The following is a 20,086-nucleotide window of genomic DNA, read 5'->3' on the forward strand; positions in this document are numbered from 1 at the left end:
CTTTTGCCGCGCGGGGCGGCGGTTAGTGTGGAGAGATGATTGATCAGTTCCAACGCCCGCTGCACGATCTGCGCATCTCGGTCACCGACCGCTGCAACTTCCGCTGCGTCTACTGCATGCCCACAGAGGTGTTCGGCAAGGACTTCGCGTTCATGGAGCGTGATGAGCTGCTCTCGTTCGAGGAGATCACCCGGCTGGCGCGGATCAGCGTGGCGCACGGGGTGGAGAAGATCCGCCTCACCGGCGGTGAGCCGCTGCTGCGCAAGGGGATCGAAGAACTCGTGGCGATGCTGGCCGCACTCCGCACCCCAGACGGCCGTCCGATCGACATCGCGATGACCACCAACGGTTCGGTGCTGGCACTGAAGGCGCAGGCTCTGAAAGACGCGGGGCTGAAGCGCGTCACGGTGTCGCTGGACTCGCTCGACGACGCCACGTTCCAGGCCATGAATGACGTGAAGTTCCCGGTCTCGAAGGTGCTGAACAGCCTCGACGTGGCCCACTCGGTGGGGCTCGGCCCGATCAAGATCAACATGGTGCTCAAGCGCGGGCAGAACGATCAGGACGTGGTGGCCATGGCGCGTCACTTCAAGGGCACGCCGTACATCCTCCGGTTCATCGAGTACATGGACGTGGGATCGAGCAACGGCTGGGAGATGGCGGACGTCGTGCCCTCGAGCGAGGTCGTGGCGCGCATCAACGCCGAACTGCCTCTCGACGAGGTGGCCCCCAACTACAACGGCGAGACCAGCCGCCGGTGGCGGTACCGCGACGGCGACGGGGAGATCGGCGTCATCTCCAGCGTCACCCAGTCGTTCTGCCACTCCTGTTCGCGGGCCAGGGTGTCCACCGACGGCAAGCTGTTCACCTGCCTGTTCGCGACCGAGGGGCACGACCTGCGCGCCCTGATGCGCGGCGGCTGCACCGACGAGCAGCTGTCCGCCGTGATGGCCCGGATCTGGAGCGAGCGCACGGACCGGTACTCCGAACTGCGCAGCATTGAGACCGGCAAGCTGCGGGCATCCGGGAAGAAGAAAATCGAGATGTCGTACATCGGTGGGTGAATCGAGATGAGCAGGATCACGGCGCGACGCAAGGTCGTGCGGATGACGGTGGGCAGGGCGCCCACCACCCGGGAAGACGTTCTGGCAGTGGAAGAGCCCCTCGAAATCCGCGTGAACGGGCGTTCTCTCGCCGTCACGATGCGCACGCCCGGCAACGATTACGACCTGGCCGCCGGGTTCCTGGTGTCCGAGGGCGTGATCACCCGGGGCGAGCACTTTTTCGCGGCCCGGTACTGTGCGGGCGCGACCGTCGAGGGGCTGAACACCTACAACGTGCTCGACGTGTCGCTTGCCCCCGGCGTCACGCCGCCCGACCCGAGCCTGGAACGGTCGTTCCTGACGACGAGTTCCTGCGGCCTCTGCGGTAAGGCGAGCATCGACGCCGTGCGCACCAAATCGGCGTTCCCGGTCGTGGACGACCCGGTGCGGGTTGATGCGGCGCTCCTGTCGACCTTCCCCGACACCCTGCGCGACGCCCAGGCCGTGTTCGAGAAGACCGGCGGCATCCACGCGGCCGCCCTCTTCGACGGCGCCACCGGGCGGATGCTGGTGCTGCGCGAAGACGTCGGCCGCCACAACGCGGTCGACAAGGTGATCGGCTGGGCGGTGAAGGAAGACCTGCTGCCGCTGGCCGGCACGGTGCTGATGGTGTCCAGCCGGGCGAGCTTCGAGCTGGCGCAGAAGGCGCTGATGGCCGGGATCCCGGTGCTGGCCGCCGTGTCGGCGCCGTCGTCGCTGGCTGCCGAGTTCGCGGACGAGGTGGGCATGACGCTGGTCGGTTTCCTGCGCGGCGACTCCATGGTGGTTTACGCCGGGGCCGAGCGCATCGAGAGCGGCGAACCGAGCGAACCGAGCCTGGCCGGCGTCACGGGCTGACGCGTGCCTGGGGCTCGACCACCCGTCCGGCGTGCCAGGTGTCGACCGCGATCACGCTACCCACGACCACCAGGGAGATCGAAACGGAGGCCAGGGCATCCGTGGCGAAGTGGTAGCCGAGGTACAGGCGGCTGATGGCGGCCAGCACGATGCCGACCACGGCCAGGGTGAGGCCGACGGCGGTGTTGCGCGCGCTGAGACGGCGCGAGAGCACGAGGTAGGCGGTCACCAGCAGGAAATCGGACGCGCCCAGCACGTGGCCGGACGGGAAGGAGAACGTGAGGTCCGTGCCGTGGAGCATGAGGTCGATCGGCGGCCGCTCACGGCCGACCGTGCGCCCGATCAGCTGGGCCAGAACCACGCCGGTGGCCATGGCGCCGGCGAGGAGCAGCGGACGCCAGGCGTGCCGGGCGCCGAAGCCCCAGCCGACGCAGACCGCCAGCACGATCACGGGCAGAGCGATCGGCCCGAACACGACCGCCAGCACGATCATCACGGTCGTCAGAACGGGGGAACGGGACTCCAGCAGCCACTCCAGCACGGGAAGGTCGATCGCGGTCACACCGCTATCGCTGAGCACACTGACCAGCATGAGCGTGAAGACGACGGCACCGGATCCCACGCAGGCGATCGCGATGACTCGAAACCGGCGGCGGGAACCGGCGTCCAGCTCCCGCGTCTCGACGACGTACCGGTCGTGGAACGTGCGCCACGGATGCGCCGCGCGGCTCCGTCGGCGTTCCGCCGCGAGTCTCGCGGCCAGGGGAGCCCAGACCGCCACCGCGATGCCGATCACCAGTAGTGCCGCCCCGATCGTGTCGGTCAGCCAGTGCGCGCCCAGATAGGTGCGGCTGAGCATCATGGTGACCGTGTAGAGGGCCCCCGCCAGCCACACCCACCAGAACGGGAAGAGCACCGCCAGAACCATCGCCAGCACCGCCGCATTGGCGACATGGCCGGAGGGGAACGACCCGAAGTCAACACTGACCAGGAGGTCTTCGAGGTCCTGTGGGCGTGCCCGGCCGAACAGCCACTTGAGCAGGCGCACGGCGGCCCCGGACAGGACGATCACCAAGAGGGCGTACCCCGCGGCCCAGGGGCGCTTCAGGAACAGGAGCAGGCCGATGAGCAGACCGGGCACGACGACGGAGGCGACGAGACCGCCGCCCAGGCTGTTCATCACCAGGGCGAGGGAATCCCACACCGGTGCCCGGTTTCCGGACACCAGTGTCAGCCACCGCGTGTCGAGGGCGAACGGCTGGCCGTTCCTGGCGATGATCGCCCCCAGACCGACCGCGAGCACCACGGCGACCAGGCCGCTGAGTAGCGGCCACCAGCGCGTGACGCGCCGCAACGCGGCGCCCGGTTTCACACCCCGGCTCACGTCAGCGGTGCTGGATTCACGGTCTCGTGCGGGATGAATCGCACCGCCATGGCCTTGTAGCCGGGAGTGTTCGACTCCCGTGCCACGAGCTCACGGTGCATCAGCGCGTTCGCCTCGGGGAAGTACGCGGCCGCGCAGCCCCGCGGGGTGGGGTAGACCACCAGGCGGAACTCGTCGGCGCGGCGCTCCTCACCCTGGAAGGTGCTGATCACGTCGACCATGTCGCGGTCCGCGAAGCCCAGCTCGGTGGCGTCGTCCTGGTGGATCAGGATGACCCGGCGGCCGCCGGAGATGCCGCGGTAGCGGTCGTCCAGCCCGTAGAACGTGGTGTTGTACTGGTCGTGGCTGCGCATGGTCTGCAGGATCAGGTGGCCGGCCGGCGGGGTGAGGTACTCGAGCGGGCTGACCGTGAACCGGGCCCGGCCGATGTCGGTGGCGAAGCTGCGGGTGTCCCGGGGCGGGTTGGGCAGCACGAAACCGTTCTTCGTCTTGAGGCGCGTGTTGAAATCGGTGAAGCCCGGCAGCACGCGCGAGATCCGGTCACGGATGACGTCGTAGTCGTCGGCCATGGCCTTCCAGTCGATCACGTGGTCGTCGCCGAGAGTGGCGGCGGCCATCCGGGCGACGATGACGGGCTCGGCGAGCAGGTGCTCGGAGACCGGGTCCAGACGCCCCTGCGTGGTGCGCACGACCGACATGGAGTCCTCGACCGAGAGCACCTGGCGGCCGCCCGGGTGCTTGTCGTCGGTGTCGGTGCGCCCGAGTGTGGGCAGGATCAGCGAGATCTTGCCGTGCATCACATGGGAGCGGTTGGGCTTGGTCGACACGTGCACGGTCAGGCCGACGCGCTGCATGGCGGCCTCGAGTGCCACTGTGTCGGAGCAGGCGAGGGCGAAATTGCCGCCCATCGAGACGAACACGTCGACGTCGTCGTTCTCGAACGCCTCGACGGTGTCCACCGAGTCGAGGCCGTGCTTGCGGGGGGACTCGATTCCGAATTCCTTGTCGAGGGCGGCGAGCATCGGCTCCTTGGGCTTCTCCCAGACGCCCATGGTGCGGTCGCCCTGCACGTTGGAGTGGCCGCGCACCGGGCAGGCGCCCGCGCCGGGCTTGCCGAAGTTGCCCTGCAGCAGAAGCAGGTTGATGATCTCCTTGAGCGTGTTCACCGAGTGCGGCTGCTGCGTGAGGCCGAGCGCCCAGCAGATGATGGTGGCCTTGGAGTCGACCATCATCCGGGCGACGGTGGAGATCTCCAGCGGAGTGAGTCCGGTGGCCTTCTCGGTCTCGGCCCAGTCGATGGTCTTGCGGGCGGCGCGGTACTCGTCGAGTCCCTGGGTGTTCTTCTCGACGAACTCCGCGTCGACGACGGAGCCGGGAACGCGCTCCTCCTCCTCGAGCAGCAGGTGACCGAGGGCCTGGAACAGGGCAAGGTCGCCGCCGACCTTGATCTGCAGGTACTCGTCGGCGAGGGCGGTGCCGTCGCCGAGCACGCCGGACACCGACTGCGGGTCCTTGAAATTGAACAGCCCGGCCTCAGGCAGCGGGTTGACGGCGACGACCCGGCCGCCGTTGTCCTTGCATTCCTTGAGGGCGGACAGCATCCGCGGGTGGTTGGTGCCCGGGTTCTGGCCGACGACCAGGATCAGCTCGGCCTGGTGGATGTCTTCGAGCGAGACGGTGCCCTTGCCGATGCCGATGGTGGCGTTCATGGCCGAGCCCGAGGACTCGTGGCACATGTTCGAGCAGTCGGGCAGGTTGTTCGTGCCGATCGAGCGGGCGAACAGCTGGTACAGGAAGGCCGACTCGTTGGCGGTGCGGCCCGAGGTGTAGAACACCGTGCGGTCGGGAACGGTCGCGCGGATCTGCTCACCGATCAGCTCGAAGGCGTCGTTCCAGGAGATCTGGGAATAGTGCGTGTCGCCGGGACGGATGACCACCGGATGCGTGATGCGTCCCTGGTTGCCGAGCCAGTACTCGGTCTTGGTGGCCAGCTCCTCGATCGAGTGCTCGGCCCAGAACGCCGGGGTCACGGTGCGCTTGGTGCTCTCCTCGGCGACGGCCTTGGCGCCGTTCTCACAGAACTCGGCCGCCTTGCGGTGCCCCTGCGACTCCGGCCACGCGCAGCCGGGGCAGTCGGTGCCGTCGCGCTGGTTGAGGCGCAGCAGCGCCTTCGCGGTGCGGGCGACGCCGGCCTGCGCGAACCCGCGATCGAGAGCCACCAGAACGGCCTCCACACCGGCCGCGGACTTCTTCGGCTTCGTGACGACCAGATTGTCTTCGTTGATGTCCTTGATCGGAGCGCGTCGTGTCATACCCCCATCCTGCTCCCTTTGGCCGGGCCTGCCGACACGGGGCGAGTGTATGTTCCGAGTGGACGCCGGCGGATGCCCGGTGGATGCCCGGTGGATTCCCAGCCGGATACTTCGCTGTTGGTCAGGGATATGGCGTTGGATGAGAGGGCACGATGCCGTGCTCGACGCAGAAGACTTCACGATGGACAACTGCTTGATTCACTACAGAGAGGGCACCGTGGGAACTCACACGACGCTGGACACGATGCGGCAGACCCGATCGATTCTGGACGGCATCCGTTGCGCCGACGACCTGACGATCGCGGCGAGCCGCGACGGCGGCGTGCGCGCCGTGCGCCTGCTTGCCCAGGCGGCGACGGACCCGGGTGACCAGCTGACTGCGATCGCCGCCATCCACTCGCTGGGGCAGGTGTTCGACGAGTCCGCGGACGACGTGCTCGTGTCGCTGCTCACCCACGGCTCACTCTTCATCAGGGAGCACGCGGCCTGGGCCTTCGGCGCCCGACTGCCCCGGTTCGAGGCGCTCTCCGGGCTTCTGAGCATGGTCGTCGACGGAGGCTTCTCCGGGATGATCGCCCAGCGCACCCTCGAGCAGTGGAGCTCGTCGGTGCCCGATCATGTGGCGCTGGCCATCGAGGGTGCCCTGATCGGCGTGCACGAGTGCGGCGCCCGCGCCCGACTGGTGGAGACGATGGGGATCATCCCCGGCCGCATCCCCGAGCGGCTGCTGCGCCGCGTCGCCGTCGACGAGGCCGAGGCGGTCGAGGTTCGCGCGGCCGCGATCGCGGCCCTCGGCGATCTCGGGCCGAACGACGCCAGCATCCGGATCGTGAGCGATCTGGCACAGGAGGCCGGCGTGCTCGCCGACGTGGCCCGTCTGGCCCTGATCGACCTGACCGTGCCTACCTATCCGCGCCCGCCGTGGAGCCAGGGACTCACGGTGGCCCAGCTCTTCCTGCACGCCGACATCGACCGCGAACTCAGCCAGGTCGGGGCCGGCGACAACGGCGGCATCGCCACACTGCTGGTGCGGCTGGGCGACGCGCTCGTCGCCGGCAGCGGCGCGAGCGCCAGCGGCAGCGTGGAGCGCGTGCTGACCCTCTCCCGGGGCAGCTTCGCCGGGGCGCTGACCTGCCTGCCCGAGGTCGGGTCCACCCTCGCGGGGCATGCCTTCGCGACCGTGCCCTTCCTCGGCGATCCGGTGGCGTCGGTCGACGCGTGGCCGAGGCGCATTGCAACGCAGCGCGGCATCCGTCGCATTCTGCGTGCCGCGGGAACGGTCGACGCGATCCACCTGCGCATGGCCGACATCGGCACTCTCGCCGCCTCCACGGTGGCCCGCGAGCTCGACATTCCGATCGTGTTCACGGTGGCTCCCGACCCGCACAGCGTCATCCACTCCCTGGACACCTCGAGGGCGCTCACCCGGGAGAACTTCGGCACGGTCGACGAGACCGAGCACTTCTGGTTTCGGGCCCGGCTGGTGCAACGGCTGGCCGCGGATGCCGCGCACACCGTGCTCTTCCCCCGCCCCGATCTGCAGCGCGACATGCGCGATCTCGTGGGCATCGACATCGAGCAGCACCCGGAACGCCACTCCGTGATCGCGGAGGGCATCGACCTGGCCGTGATCGAGCGGGCCCTGGCGGATGCGCGCGCGACGTCCGGCGCCGAGCCGACCGAGCCTGCAGCAGAGATCAGCCCGACCGGCGCCGTGGCGCTGGCCGAACTCGACGCCCTGCTCGCCACGCTCCCGCCGAGCCGGCGCGGACTGCCGCTCGCCGTCACGGTGGGACGGCTCCACCGGGTGAAAGGCATGGCGGCGCTCACTCAGGCCTGGGCAGCGGATGCCGGCCTGCGAGCCCGCTGCAATCTGCTCATCCTCGGTGGGGACCTGCTGAGCCCCTCCCTCGACGAGAAGAGCCAACTCGACCAGATGGCGCAGGCCGTCAACCTCGACGACGCCGCGAACGAGGGGCTGCTGCTCGCCGGGCACCGCACCAACGACACCGTCGCCCACTGGCTCGCTGCGGCCCGGTACGGTCGGCCCGGTCTGGCGGCCCCGGGCGGCGCGTATGTCTGCGCGAGCATGAAAGAGGAATTCGGGATCGCCCTGCTCGAGGCCATGGCGACCGGGCTCACGGTCGTCGCACCGAACTCCGGGGGACCGGCCACCTATGTGGAGCACGGAGTGACGGGCTTCCTCGTCGACACCGGCAACCGGGCAGCCCTGGCCGGGGGGATCAGCGCCGCTCTGGACCTGGCCTCCGGTCCGCTCGGCCCGGACTACGCCGAGCGGGCGGGGGAGATGGTGGCGCGATCCTTCACCATCCAAGCCATGGCGAACACCCTGACCCGGGTCTACCGCGACGTCGCCAGCGCGAACGAGACCAGCGCGTGGATGGTGAGCGTCTGATGACCCTGTTGATCATCAGCCCCGACTATGCGTCGCACCTGTTCCCGCTCGCGACGCTCGGCACCGCCTGGCTGGAAGCGGGGGAACGCGTCGTCGTGGCCAGCGGCCCCGCCACCGCCGACATCGTCGCCGCCTTCGGATTCGAACGGGTCAACCTGCAGCTGGGCCGCGGGTCCAACCCCGGCACGATCCGGGCCGAGGACCAGCCGACGGGAGAGGACGACGCCCTCCGCGGGTTCTTCGACGCCACCCGGCTGGGCATGGTCGAGACCCTCACGTTCCAGGCCGAGGCCCGCAGCAATGACCTGCTCTGGAACCCGGTGGAGGTGGCCCGCGCGGTGCAGCAGATCGTGGCCGACGTGCAACCCGACCACGTGATCGTCGACCATCTCGCGTTCAGTGCGCGGCTGGCGCTGATCAGTGCCGGCATCCGTCACGCCGATGTGGTGCTCGGTCACCCGTCGGCCCTTCCGGTGGGCCTGGAGGTCTACGGCTACCCGCCCGACTGGCCGGATGCGTTCGCGCCCGCCGGAGACGACCTGGTCGCCCTGATGGGGATCTGCGAGAACGTGCGCGACTCCTTCACCGGCCAGTGGAACGCCGCCCTGCAGGTTCTGGACCCGACCGCCACGCCGAGCGCGGACGCGTTCATGGAGTGCGGGGACATCCTGCTGCTCAATTACCCGGCGGAACTTCACGACGCGGCGCGCGGCGAGCTGCTTCCCCCGCACGCCTTCCTCGGCTCGGCGGTGCGCGACGAGGCCGCCGACGCCGACGTCGACCGTTGGCTGGCCGACGGCAGTGACCTGCCCATCGTCTATGTCAGCTTCGGCAGCTTCCTGTCGGTGCGCGGGGACGTGCTGGCCCGGGTCGCCGAGGCCCTGCGCGGACTCGACGTGCGGGTCGCCATCGCCACCGGGGCCACCGACCCGGCCGAGCTCGGCACGATCCCCGACTCCTGGCTGGTGCGCGCGTTCCTGCCGCAGGTGACCGTGCTGGAGAGGTCCGTCCTGGCCGTCTCGCACGGTGGCAACAACAGTGTCACCGAGGCGATGACCCACGGGGTGCCGCTGCTGCTGCTGCCCTTCTCCACTGACCAGTTCGCCGGAGCAGCCGCGGTCGAAACGGCCGGTTTCGGGCTGTCCCTCGCGCCGAACACCGCCACGGCCGCCGAACTGCGCGTGGCCATGGCCGCGCTGCTCGCCCTCGGTGGCGATGCCCGGCAGAGCCTGGACCGGCTGGGTGCATCGCTGCAGGGCGGCGCCGGGCCGAAGCGGGCCTACGCGGCCCTTCTGGCGGTGCCGGTCGAGTTGTAGGGCGCCGGTTTCGGCAGGCCGGGTGGTCAGACGTCGATGGCGTAGACGAGTGATTCCTGCACCATGCCGAACCAGTCGTAGACGTCGTGCAGGAACGGCGCCTCGTCGTCGCTGAGCCGCGGCACACCGTCGGGCCCGATCTCGAGCCGCTCCGCGAGCGTGAGGCGCAGGTCGGTGAGCGTACGCAGCCAGGATTGCACGTCGTCGGGGTCGAGCGCGATGGTCACCGGCTGCTCGGCGGCCGCGGCCGCGCTCAACTCCGCGTCTCCGGGCTCGTCGGCGATCTCGTCGAGCGGTTCCTCGCCGAGGCTGGCGAGCACGCACCGTGCGTTCCGCACCTTGCGCTCGAGCAGGTCGTCGGCCGTGAACCGACGGAATTCCGCGGCGGCCGCCGGGTCATCCGTGTAGGCGTCCGGCAGCAGCCGGCGCAGGGCCGGGTCGTCGGAGGTGCCGAGCGCGTGCGTCTCCGCGGCTTCGAGCAGGTCGATCAGCTGGCTCGCGGCCAGGCGCAGCAGACCGATCTCCACATGTTCGAACTGTGCGCTCACGGTGCCGGCGCTTTCGCTGCCCGCACCTTCGCTGCCCGCACCCTCGCTGCCCGCACCTTCGCTGCCCGCGCCCGCGCGCTCGAACTGCATCACGAGTCGGCCTTGGCGAGGGTGGCCCACAGCCCGTAGCCGTGCATGGCCTCGACGTGGCGTTCCATCGCTTCCCGGTTGCCGGTGGCGACGACGGCCTTGCCGTTGTTGTGCACCTGCAGCATCAGCCGCTCGGCCTGCTCGGCGGAGACACCGAAGTAGCTGCGGAACACGTAGGAGACGTAGGACATCAGATTCACCGGGTCGTCCCAGACGATGGTGATCCAGGGGCGATCCAGGGACACGGCGTCCCGCAGATCGAGTCGTTCGTCAGTCTTGGGCACGGATCAAGCCTCACATGGAGTCGGCACAATTCCAACCGGGTGCCGGGTCAGGGCGCGTGGTGCGGTCGCCCCGCCGCGTGGCCGATGGCGGTCACGCAGAGGGTGATCACGGCCGAGAGGGCCACACCCCAGGCCACGCCCTGCGTCAGCAGCAGCGCCCCCACACCGGCTCCCACCAGGATGAGCACGATCGCGGCCAGTCTGCGAAACCAGGGCTGGCCCTTGCCGCCGCCGAGCCGGGAGTCCGCGGCGAAGCCCGTGATGGTCGAGGTCACGACGACCGTCGTGACATCCTTCACTCCGATATGGCGGGCCACGGATGCCTGCAGCCCCATCACGGCCGCCAGCGAACCGGTGATCGCGAGGTCGAACGGTGCGGGCGGCACGCCGCCTCCCGCGAAGAGCACGAGCGCCAGCGCCAGCATGATCAGGCCCTGGGCGCCGAACAGGACGGTGGCGTGCGTGGTCCAGCCGATGGCGACCGGGCGCAGCACGCGTCCGCCGACGGCGGCACCGAGCATGAAGGTGAACAGGGCCAGCAGGGGGCCGACCACGGGGAGTCCGGGGGCGCCGGCGATGGCCATGCCGAGGATGACGACGTTGCCGGTCATGTTGCCGGTGAAGACCTTGTCCAGGCCGAGGTAGCCCACGGCATCCGCCACGCCCGTGGAGAAGGTGAGGGCCAGCATCAGGCCCAGGTGCAGGTTGGCGGGATGGCGGCGGAGGAACTCGAGCACGGGGGTCCTAACGGAGGGCACGACTGCGATGTGGTGCTGCGTGGGGGCAGGTGGTGGTGCTTACCCGGGTGCCGGGCACGTTGGTCCATGATTCCACGGATGCCGGTCGCGACGGCGCAGGCTCGGGCTTGCTCCTCGGTCAGTCGCGGGTGTCGACGTCGAGCCCGGTTTCAAGGTCGGTGCAGTCGACCAGCCGGGTGTCATGGGCTTGCAGGTAGGGACGTGCGCCGGTATCGCCGGCGGCGGAGTCGATGAGCGCGGCCCAGTGTTCTCGCCCGATCACCACCGGGTGTCCCGGACGTGCATGGAAGCTCGCCTGCCGCAGCGTGTGCGGGCCGACGGATGACGTGTCGGAACCCGTCGCGCCGGAACCTGCCGCGCCGGACACACTGCCGATCAGTCGCGCGACAGTGCTCGTGCGCAGGCCCGGCACATCGACGGGAACAATCGCCACAGCGATGGGAGCCGGCGGTAGTCCGGTGGTGGGGAGTGCAGTGGCCTGGCGGAGGCCCGCACGCAGGGAGGCCGAGAGCCCTTCGGTCCAGTCTTCGGCGAGGGCGATGACGACCGACGGGGTGAGGCCGAAGTCGTCGAGCAGGGCTCGAGCTTTCGCGGCCTGGGCGCCGAGCACGACGATCACGGGGGTGCATCCGGCATCCGTGAGGGTACCGATCGTGCGCACCAGCCAGGGGGTGCCGTCGTCGTCGCGAGCGAGTGCCTTGGGCATGCCGTAACGGGATCCGGCGCCGGCCGCGAGCACCAGGCCGGCGATCGGCGCGGAAGAGGTGGGCATGCCTGCCATCGTAGGGCGGTGTGGGTCACCGGTGGCCAACCCGGGCGACCGACCCCCGGGTTGGACACGTTGACGGTGGTCGAGCCTCACGCTAGCGAGGAGATTTTCGTGACACACCGGGATTACTGACGACGGACACGGCGTGTCGCGAAAAACTCCGCAGTTAGCGACGGGCACGGATGCCGCGGCGCGGGTTCAGGCGATGGCGCGCCGGGTTTCGACGGGCTCAACCACCGGGTTTCGGCGGGCTCAACCACCGGTTTCGGCGGGCTCAACCGCCGGTTTCGGCGGGCTCAACCACCGGCGGGGGCGAGCACCCGGCGGCCGCGCACGAACACGGCGGAGATCGCGGGCTGACGGAGGGCCAACAGCAGCGCGAAGAGGGTCTGGTCGGTCGCCATCTCCTCGTCATCGGCCCGGATGCCGCGCTCGAGAACGGTGGCCAGGGGCTCCCAGCGGTCCGGCTCGATCAGCAGGAAGTCGGCATCCTTGCCTGCGTCGAAGTTGCCGAACCGGGCCTCCATGTCGAGGGCGCGCGCCCCGGCCAGGGTGCCGGTGAACAGCAGGGCGGCCGGGTCCAGCGAGAGGCCGGCGTCTCCGGGCTCGGAGAGGTGCACCTTGAAGCAGTCGTTGAGCACCCGGGAGATGAGCCACTCGTCGCCCGCGCCGACATCCGACCCGATCGCCACGTTCACGCCGGACGACGTCGTTCGCAGCCACGGCATGGTGCCCGACCCCAGGAACTGCTGCGAGGTGGGGCAGTGCGCCACGCTCGTTCCCGTCTCGGCCAGGCGGGCCAGCTCGCTGTCCTCGCAGTGCACGGCGTGGGCGAGGATGCTGCGCCGCCCCAGCAGGCTCGACCCGCCCCGGGTCGACCCCGGCAGGAAGCGCCCGTCGTAGGTGTCGAGGTAGGTGTCGACCTGGTAGACCGATTTCACGGCGTCGATCTCGCCCGTGCCGGGCCGGTTGTTCTCGTTCAGATGACTGTGGAAGTAGACCCCCCGGTCGCGCACGTCGTCATAGAGCTCGCCGAGACCCGCCAGGGTCGTCGGGGTGACCGACAGGCTGAACCGCGGCACCACGGCCACCTGGAGCAGCGCGGTCGCGGGGTCGCCGGTGTCCACCGCGTGCCAGCGGTCGATCTCGGCTGCCACCAGCTCCAGAGCCCGGGCCTCAGTGGTGAGCAGTGGATGCGACGGCTCCGAACCGACGGTCTGGATGCCGCGCCCGCTGACCAGGCGCAGCCCGGCCCGCTGCGACTCCTCGAACAGGGCGTCCTGCGCGTGCGGGAACGCCGAACCGAAGACCAGGGCGCTGGTCGTGCCCGCGGCAACCCGGCGGCGGGTGAAGTCCCGGGCGATCCGCTCACCGAATTCGGGGTCGTGCAACCGGGACTCGGCCGGGAAGACGCAGTTGTCCAGCCACTCGAGCAGCTGGCCGCCGCCGTAGGCGTCCGTGGAATAGGTCTGCGGGAAGTGCACGTGCGTGTCGACGAAGCCAGGCAGGATGAACCCGCCCCGGTTGTCGACGACCGGCAGGCCCCGGTAGATGGCCGGGAGGTCGGCGAACGACCCGACCCAGGCGATCTGGCCGGCCGCGGTGGTGACGAGGGCGCCATCGGGATGGGACACGAGGTGCAGGTGGGCGGTGGCCACGGTGGGGGAGCCGGCAATGTGGAAGATGTGGCCGCGGTAGACCCGGCTGGACGGTGTCACGACTGGTCAGGTTCCGTCGTCGGTGCCGCCGGGCTTGAACTCTGCCCAGCGGGGTGCAGCAGGCGCCAGATCCGGTCGCGGGACATGGGCAGTTCGGTGGGACGGATGCCGATGGCGTCGCGCACCGCGTTCGCCAGCGCCGGCGCCACCGGGTTGTACGGCGACTCGCTCATCGACTTCGCCCCGAACGGGCCGAGCACATCGCTCGTCTGGGCGAAATACACCTCGGTCACGGGCAGGTCGGCCAGAAGCGGGATGTGGTAGTTGCGCAGCACACTCGTGGTCACGGTGCCCGCGCCGTCGAGGATGACCTCCTCGTAGAGCGCGGTGCCGATCGCCTGCGCGACCCCACCCTCGATCTGCCCGCGGCACTGCTCCGGGTTCATCACGACCCCGGCATCCGCGGCCTGGATCGATTGCAGGATGCGCACCTCGCCGGTCTGCGTGTTCACGGCCACCCGGAAGGCGTGCACGTTGAACGCCACCGAGCGGCGGGCGCCGTCTTCCGCGCCGACACCGCGCAGAACGGATGCCTCGGCCAGCTCCGCCAGCGTCACGAACGTCTCCGCGCTGCGGAGACCGTCGGGTTCCAGCGTCCAGGAGTCGGCGGGGATCTCCCCGTGCCTCTCCGTGGCGGCCTGCCGCAGCGTGTCGGCGAGGTCGTTGGCCGCCGCGAGCACGGCCTTGCCGGCGATCACGACGCCCGCGGAGCCGAACGCGCCGGTGTCGTAGCCGATCGCATCCGTGTCGGATTGCAGGATCGTGATCCGGTCGGGGGTCGTGTTCAGGGCGGTGGCGGCCAGCTGCGCGTGCACGGTGGTGGTGCCGTTGCCGAACTCGGCCGTGCCGACGCGCACGGTGTAGCGCGCACCGGTACGACCAACTGCCGCGGTGTCCAGGGTGACCGAGGCCTGAGCGTAGTGCCCGCGCGGCGGGGTGGTCGCGATCATGGCGGTGGCCATGCCCTCGCCCACCGTCCAGTGCGCGCCCGGCGGCACCGGGGCGTCGTTGCCGCGGGCCAGGGCAGCCTGGGCGAGGTCGAGGCACTGGTCGAGGCCGTAGCTGCCGAAGATCAGGTCCGGGCCCTCCTCGTGGGTGACCACGAGCGGGTCGGTCGGTCCGACCGAGTTGAGCCTGCGCAGGTCGAACGGGTTCTGCCCGACCGTGCGGGCGAGCTCGTCGAGCGCGGATTCGACCCCGAAGATGACCTGGCCGAGACCATAGCCGCGGAAGGCGCCCGACGGGAGGTTGTTCGTGTAGACGCTCTGGGCATCCACCCGCTTGTTGGGCACCCGGTACAGGCTGACCGACTCGGAGCTGCCGTGGAACATCACTCCGGGTGCGTGGTTGCCGTAGGCGCCGGTGTCGGCGAGCACGCCGAGCTTCAGCGCGGTGAGGCGTCCGGCGTCGTCGGCGCCGAGGGTGACCTGGATCTGCATGGGGTGCCGGGCGGGGGAGAGGGTGAACTCGTCGGAGCGGCTGAACTCGTACTGCACGGGACGCCCGGTCTTCAGCACGGCGAGGGCGACGACATCCTCGGTCAGGATTTCCTGCTTGCCGCCGAAGCCGCCGCCGACCCGCGCCGTGAAGACCCGCAGCCTGGCCGGGTCGAGGTCGAACAGGCGGCAGATCTCCCGGTGCACCAGGAACGGCACCTGGGAGCTGGTGCGCAGGATGAGCCGCTCTCCGGTTTCTGCGCCGGTCCCGGTTCCATTCTCGGCGCCGGGCTCCAGCCAGCCGATGGTGGCGTGCGTCTCCAGGTGGGTGTGCGCCACCCGCTGGGTCTGCCAGCTGCCGGTCACGACGTGGGTTGCCTCGGCCAGCCCGGCCGCGACATCGCCGTATTCACCGTGCAGCTCGGCCACCAGGTTGCGGGACGGGTCGGCCAGCCGGCTCGCGGCCGCATCCTTGTCGCCGTGCACGAGGGGAGCGCCGGGCCGGAGGGCGTCGTGCGGGTCGAAGACGGCGGGCAGCGGTTCGTAGTCGATCTCGATCAGCCGGCAGGCGGCCTCGGCGATGGCGAGGGTGTCGGCGACGACGGCCGCGACCCGCTGACCACGGAAGCGCACGACCGAATCGAACACGAGGGTGTCGTCGGGGTCGTCGAGGCGGTCCTCGTGTCGGGCGGTGGAGTACAGCGTGGCGGGGGAGTCGGCGTGGGTGAGCACGCTGTGCACCCCGGGCAGGGCGGCGGCCAAGTCGGTCTTCATCGAACGGATGCGCGCGTGCGCCTGCGTGCTCTGCAGCACACTGAGGTGCAGGAGGCCCGGCACCTCGACGTCGAGGGTGTACGGCTCCTGCCCGCTCACCACGCGTTCGCTCGCCGGGGCCGCCAGGGAAGTGCCGACCGTGCCCGGGCGCGGGGTCGTTCGCGGCGCTGTCCTGGGTGATGTCCTGGGCGACGTCGTGACGACCGGCCCCATGCCCGTGCGGCAGGCGTCGGAGCCGGCCGAGCCGTCCTGCGGGGTGTGCGTGCCCCGGATGGCGTCCGCGATGGAACGGTAGCCCGTGCACCGGCACAGGTTGCCCTTGAGCAGGCGGGGGAGGTCGTCCAGGTCGGTCTCGGTCAGGGTGGAGGCGGTCACGATCATGCCGGCGGTGCAGAACCCGCACTGGAATCCCGCGGCGTCGACGAACCGCTGCTGAATCGGGGCCAGGTCGCCGGGGAGGCCGATCCCGGCCACAGTGGTGACCTGCGTGCCCTCGGCCCGGAACGCCGGGTAGATGCAGGAGTGCACGGGGGTGCCGTCGACCAGCACGGAGCAGGCGCCGCAGTCGCCGGTGTCGCAGCCCTTCTTGACCTCGAAATGCTCCTGGTCGCGGATGAAGGAACGCAGGCACTGCCCGGGGGCCGGGGAGGCGTCGATCGGTTCGCCGTTGATCTGCAGTCTCATCAGAGGTCTCCGGTCGGGTGTTCGGTGGCGTCGAGTGCGGTGGGTTCGAGTTCGGTCCGGATCTCCTCGCCGAGCACGCCGCTCACGGCGCGGCGCCAGTCGGCGGCGCCGTGGGCATCCGTGAACCAGCAGTCGATGCCGGCCACGTCCCTGGCCAGGGTGCCCGCGTCAGGCAGGGAGGAATAACGCAGCTGCACCGGGCGAACCGTGCCGGCGGTGACGGTGAGCACGAAGCGGCGATCCCGGTCGAGCCGGCCGATCAGCACAGCGCCGGAGCGGCCCAGCGGGGAGAGGGAGATCTTGCGGTACGCCGTGCGGGCCGCCAACGACGACGCGGGAACCTCGATCGACCGCAGCACATCGCCCGGGCCGAGCACGTTGGTGGTGTTGCCGGTGACGAAGGCGCTCGCAGGCATCCGTTCGTCGCTGCCGTCGCGGCGCCAGATCAGCACCTCCGCGTCGAGGGCGGCGGCCAGGCTGGTCATCGGGCCGGCCGGCAGGGACGCGCAGAGGTTGCCGCCGACGGTGGCGACGTTCCAGATCTTGAACGAGCCGTAGAGGGCGGTGGCGCACTGGAAGAACAGCGGATGCGCCGCCCAGCCGGGCGCGGCCGGCAGCCGGGAAAGTTCGGCGATGGTGCAGGTGGCGGCGATCGAGAGGCCGGGGACGGCGGTAGTGCCGGCATCCGCGGTCAGGCTCTCGGTCAGCGTCTCGGTCAGGGTCAGAGCAGGCCAGCCGAGCGTCTGCAGGTCGACCAGGCCGGTGAGGTGCGTCTGCGGGTCGCCGAACAGGTCGGAACCGCCCGCGAGCGGGGCTACCTGGGGGCCGAGCAGTGCCAGGTCGTCCCGGTGACGGGCGGCGGTGATCGTGAGCACGGTGTTGAGGTCCATTGTTTCCCTCACTCGACCGCCCGGTGCAGGTCGCACCACAAATTATCCGCGTACCGGGGTCGCCCCGCGAGTCGACGCGCTCGCTCGCGGCATCCTCACGGCAAGTCGAAGTGGTTCGGGCGGAGCTAGTGGTCCACGCCGTGGAGCTGGTCGAGGATGTGGTTGACGACCTCGTCAAGGAGACCCAGGCCATCCTTCACGCCGTTGGGGGAGCCGGGGAGGTTGATCACCAGGGTGCGCCCGCGGGCGATTCCGGCGTGGCCGCGGGAGATGAGGGCCAGGGGCGTGGAGGCGGCGCCGCGGCGACGGAACTCCTCCATCAACCCGGGAAGGAGCCGGTCGAGGTGTGGGAGGGTCTGCTCGGGGGTGAGGTCGTGGGGGCTGACGCCCGTGCCGCCCGTGGTGATCACCAGGTCGACGCCCGCGTCGAGAGCCGTCCGCAGGGCGGCGCCGACCGGGTCGCCGTCGGGCACCACGCGGCGCTCGCCGAGGGTGAAGCCGCGCTCGCCGAGCCACGCGTCGATGACCGGCCCGGTGCGGTCGGGGTAGACGCCGGCCGCGGCTCGCGTGGAGGCCACGATGACCTGCGCGGTGCGGGGCGTACGCGGCCCGTTCGGAGCGGATGGCCCGGTCGGCGGGCTCGTCTCGGTCGTCTCGGTCGCCCGGTGCGGTTCGCCGGGGTGGGACGGATTCGACGGATGGTTCGCTGCGGCACTCACGCGCTCCATCCTGCCGCACTGCGGGCTGCGCGCCGGTGTGTGACGCGGCCGGTGGGCAACGCCCGGGGGAGGGAATACGCTGGATCAATGACGTCTCCCGGTTCATCGTCCACCCGTGCGATCGCTCGCCCGCTGACGGACGAGGAAGTCGCTCGCATCCGCAACGACTTCCCGATCCTGGATCAGCTGGTGAACGGGCATCCGCTCAACTACCTCGACTCGGGTGCCACCTCGCAGAACCCGCTCAGCGTGATGGAGGCCGAGCAGGAGTTCTACGAGCAGCGCAACTCGGCCGTGCACCGCGGGGCGCACACGCTCGCCTTCGGCGCCACCGAGACGTTCGAGGCGGCGCGGGCCACCGTGGCCGCGTTCATCGGAGCCGAGGCCGACGAGATCGTCTGGACCTCGAACGCGACCGAGGGCATCAACCTCGTTGCCTATTCGTTCTCCAACGCCTCCCTGGGGCTCGGCGGCCCGGCCGCGCGGCGGTTCGCGCTCGGCGCGGGGGACGAGATCGTCGTCACCGAGATGGAGCACCACGCCAACCTGATCCCGTGGCAGCAGCTCGCCCTGCGCACCGGCGCGACCCTGCGGTTCATCCCGGTGCAGGACGACGGCACGCTCGACCTGGCCGCGGCGGCGGGTGTCATCGGAGCCCGCACCCGCCTGCTCGCGGTCACCCACGCGTCCAATGTGCTGGGCACGATCAACCCGGTCGCCGAACTCGTGGCCCTGGCCCGCGGGGTGGGCGCCCTCGTGCTGCTGGACGCCTGCCAGTCCGTGCCGCACCTGCCCGTGGACGTGGCCGCCCTCGATGTGGACTTCGCCGTCTTCTCGGGCCACAAGATGCTCGGCCCCACCGGAATCGGCGTGCTCTTCGGCAAGGCCGAACTGCTCGCCGACATGCCCCCGTTCCTCACCGGCGGATCCATGATCACCACCGTGGACATGCACACCGCCGAGTTCCTCGCCCCGCCGCAGCGGTTCGAGGCCGGCACCCAGCGCATCTCCCAGGCGATCGCCCTCGCCGCCGCCGTCGACTACCTGACCGAGACCGGCATGGCGCGCATTGCCGCGCGCGAGGCCGAACTGGGGCAGCGCCTCGTGGAAGGGCTGGACCAGATCCCCGGTGTGCGCCTGCTCGGGCCGCCCGCCGGAGTGGAACGTATCGGGCTGGCCAGCTTCGACCTGGCCGGGGTGCATGCCCATGACGTGGGACAGTACCTCGACGAGGCCGGCATCGCGGTGCGCATCGGACACCACTGCGCCCAGCCGCTGCACCGCCGCCTCGGCGTGACCGCGTCGACCCGCGCGAGCACCTACCTCTACACGACCACCGACGAGGTGGACCGGTTCCTCGCCACCCTGGCCGAGGTAGCCCCGTTCTTCGGAGTGACGACATGACCTCGACCGCCATGCAGCAGCTGTACCAGCAGATCATCCTGGACCACGCCAAGGCCCGCCACGGCGCCCCGGCGGAGGGTCTGCCGCCGCTGGAGGCGGCCGGCAGGGTCGATCCGGCCGCTGCCGGCCTGCGGGTGACCGAGTCGCACCAGGTGAACACGACCTGCGGCGACGAGGTGACCGTGCGTATCGGCCTGCGCGCCGCCGACGAGTCCGGCACGTCAGCCGGTGAGTCAGCCGGTGACGCGATCGGCGACGCGATCGGCGACGAGGTCGGCGACGCCGTGATCGAAGAGTTCGCCTGGGCCGGCGACGGATGCTCGATCTCCATGGCCTCGGCATCCGTGCTGCACGACACCGTACGGGGCGAGAGCGTCGCCACGGCGCGGGCACTGCTGGACACCTACCGCGAGATGCTGCGCTCCCGCGGCACCATCGAACCCGACGAGGAGGTTCTCGGCGACGCCGCCGCCTTCGCCGGTGTCTCCCGCTACCCGGCTCGCGTCAAATGCGCCATGCTCGCCTGGGTGGCGTTCGAGGCGGCCCTGCTCGCGGAGTAGCCGACGCGGTTCCCTCCCGCGGCCCGTCCGCGAGTTCCGCGAGTTCTGCGAGTTCTGCGAGTTCTGCGAGTTCCGCTATCTCGC

Annotated in this window: 16 protein-coding genes; 6 read left to right on the forward strand and 10 right to left on the reverse strand. The window is 70.3% G+C overall.

From position 1 onward, the window contains the following. Window positions 1-35 precede the first annotated feature (35 nt). A complete protein-coding gene (gene moaA / locus E3T49_RS01755; RefSeq protein ID WP_134422913.1) occupies window positions 36-1,064 on the forward strand; it encodes a GTP 3',8-cyclase MoaA in 1,029 nt (342 codons plus the stop codon). A 6-nt stretch (window positions 1,065-1,070) separates the two neighbouring features. Continuing rightward, window positions 1,071-1,940, forward strand: a complete 870-nt coding sequence (gene fdhD, locus E3T49_RS01760; RefSeq protein ID WP_174722367.1) for a formate dehydrogenase accessory sulfurtransferase FdhD — start codon at window positions 1,071-1,073, stop codon at window positions 1,938-1,940. On the opposite strand, the gene E3T49_RS16475 is transcribed toward fdhD, so the two are convergent. Both E3T49_RS16475 and E3T49_RS01770 read right to left on the reverse strand, forming a co-directional pair. Continuing rightward, on the reverse strand, window positions 1,930-3,324 hold the full coding sequence (locus E3T49_RS16475; RefSeq protein WP_241972588.1) for a phosphatase PAP2 family protein: 1,395 nt from the start codon (window positions 3,322-3,324) through the stop codon (window positions 1,930-1,932). The genes fdhD and E3T49_RS16475 overlap by 11 nt on opposite strands. Then, window positions 3,321-5,636: an FdhF/YdeP family oxidoreductase gene (locus E3T49_RS01770; RefSeq protein WP_134422917.1), complete on the reverse strand. Its 2,316-nt coding sequence runs from the start codon at window positions 5,634-5,636 to the stop codon at window positions 3,321-3,323. The genes E3T49_RS16475 and E3T49_RS01770 overlap by 4 nt, the downstream gene beginning before the upstream one ends. A 139-nt stretch (window positions 5,637-5,775) precedes the next feature. On the opposite strand from E3T49_RS01770, the gene E3T49_RS01775 reads away from it, so the two are divergent. Both E3T49_RS01775 and E3T49_RS01780 read left to right on the forward strand, forming a co-directional pair. Further along, window positions 5,776-8,052 (forward strand): glycosyltransferase, encoded by a 2,277-nt coding sequence (locus E3T49_RS01775; RefSeq protein WP_241972589.1) that lies wholly within the window; start codon window positions 5,776-5,778, stop codon window positions 8,050-8,052. Then, window positions 8,052-9,368: a glycosyltransferase gene (locus E3T49_RS01780; protein ID WP_134422919.1), complete on the forward strand. Its 1,317-nt coding sequence runs from the start codon at window positions 8,052-8,054 to the stop codon at window positions 9,366-9,368. Before E3T49_RS01775 ends, E3T49_RS01780 begins: the two co-directional genes overlap by 1 nt. 26 nt (window positions 9,369-9,394) lie before the next feature. Here the strand turns inward: E3T49_RS01780 and E3T49_RS01785 are convergent, their stop codons facing one another. The 8 genes from E3T49_RS01785 to E3T49_RS01820 form a co-directional block, all read right to left on the reverse strand. Next, window positions 9,395-10,006, reverse strand: a complete 612-nt coding sequence (locus E3T49_RS01785) for a DUF2017 family protein (RefSeq protein ID WP_241972622.1) — start codon at window positions 10,004-10,006, stop codon at window positions 9,395-9,397. Then, window positions 10,006-10,290: an ATP-dependent Clp protease adapter ClpS gene (clpS, locus tag E3T49_RS01790; protein ID WP_198414204.1), complete on the reverse strand. Its 285-nt coding sequence runs from the start codon at window positions 10,288-10,290 to the stop codon at window positions 10,006-10,008. Before clpS ends, E3T49_RS01785 begins: the two co-directional genes overlap by 1 nt. A 47-nt stretch (window positions 10,291-10,337) precedes the next feature. Then, the gene (locus tag E3T49_RS01795) at window positions 10,338-11,027 is read right to left on the reverse strand and encodes a YoaK family protein (RefSeq protein ID WP_241972590.1); all 690 of its coding nucleotides are present in this window, start codon (window positions 11,025-11,027) and stop codon (window positions 10,338-10,340) included. A 139-nt stretch (window positions 11,028-11,166) separates the two neighbouring features. Continuing rightward, entirely contained in the window at window positions 11,167-11,820 is a 654-nt protein-coding gene (locus E3T49_RS01800) for a nucleotidyltransferase family protein (RefSeq protein ID WP_134422923.1), read from the reverse strand. A gap of 293 nt (window positions 11,821-12,113) precedes the next feature. Next, complete coding sequence (locus E3T49_RS01805) at window positions 12,114-13,535, reverse strand: amidohydrolase family protein (RefSeq protein ID WP_134422925.1); 1,422 nt, start codon at window positions 13,533-13,535, stop codon at window positions 12,114-12,116. Continuing rightward, window positions 13,532-16,429, reverse strand: a complete 2,898-nt coding sequence (locus tag E3T49_RS01810) for a molybdopterin-dependent oxidoreductase (RefSeq protein ID WP_134422927.1) — start codon at window positions 16,427-16,429, stop codon at window positions 13,532-13,534. The genes E3T49_RS01805 and E3T49_RS01810 overlap by 4 nt, the downstream gene beginning before the upstream one ends. Continuing rightward, window positions 16,429-17,319, reverse strand: coding sequence for an FAD binding domain-containing protein (locus E3T49_RS01815; RefSeq protein WP_134422929.1), 891 nt, complete (start codon window positions 17,317-17,319; stop codon window positions 16,429-16,431). The genes E3T49_RS01810 and E3T49_RS01815 overlap by 1 nt, the downstream gene beginning before the upstream one ends. Before the next feature lie 125 nt (window positions 17,320-17,444). Continuing rightward, a complete protein-coding gene (locus tag E3T49_RS01820) occupies window positions 17,445-17,900 on the reverse strand; it encodes a MogA/MoaB family molybdenum cofactor biosynthesis protein (protein WP_241972623.1) in 456 nt (151 codons plus the stop codon). Window positions 17,901-18,125: 225 nt separating this feature from the next. On the opposite strand from E3T49_RS01820, the gene E3T49_RS01825 reads away from it, so the two are divergent. Continuing rightward, window positions 18,126-19,442, forward strand: coding sequence for a cysteine desulfurase (locus tag E3T49_RS01825; RefSeq protein ID WP_134422933.1), 1,317 nt, complete (start codon window positions 18,126-18,128; stop codon window positions 19,440-19,442). Beyond that, complete coding sequence (gene sufU / locus E3T49_RS01830) at window positions 19,439-20,002, forward strand: Fe-S cluster assembly sulfur transfer protein SufU (protein WP_134422935.1); 564 nt, start codon at window positions 19,439-19,441, stop codon at window positions 20,000-20,002. The genes E3T49_RS01825 and sufU overlap by 4 nt, the downstream gene beginning before the upstream one ends. The last annotated feature ends 84 nt before the right edge of the window (window positions 20,003-20,086 follow it).

Source organism: Cryobacterium cryoconiti (assembly GCF_004403065.1).
GTDB classification, from domain to species: Bacteria; Actinomycetota; Actinomycetes; order Actinomycetales; family Microbacteriaceae; genus Cryobacterium; species Cryobacterium cryoconiti.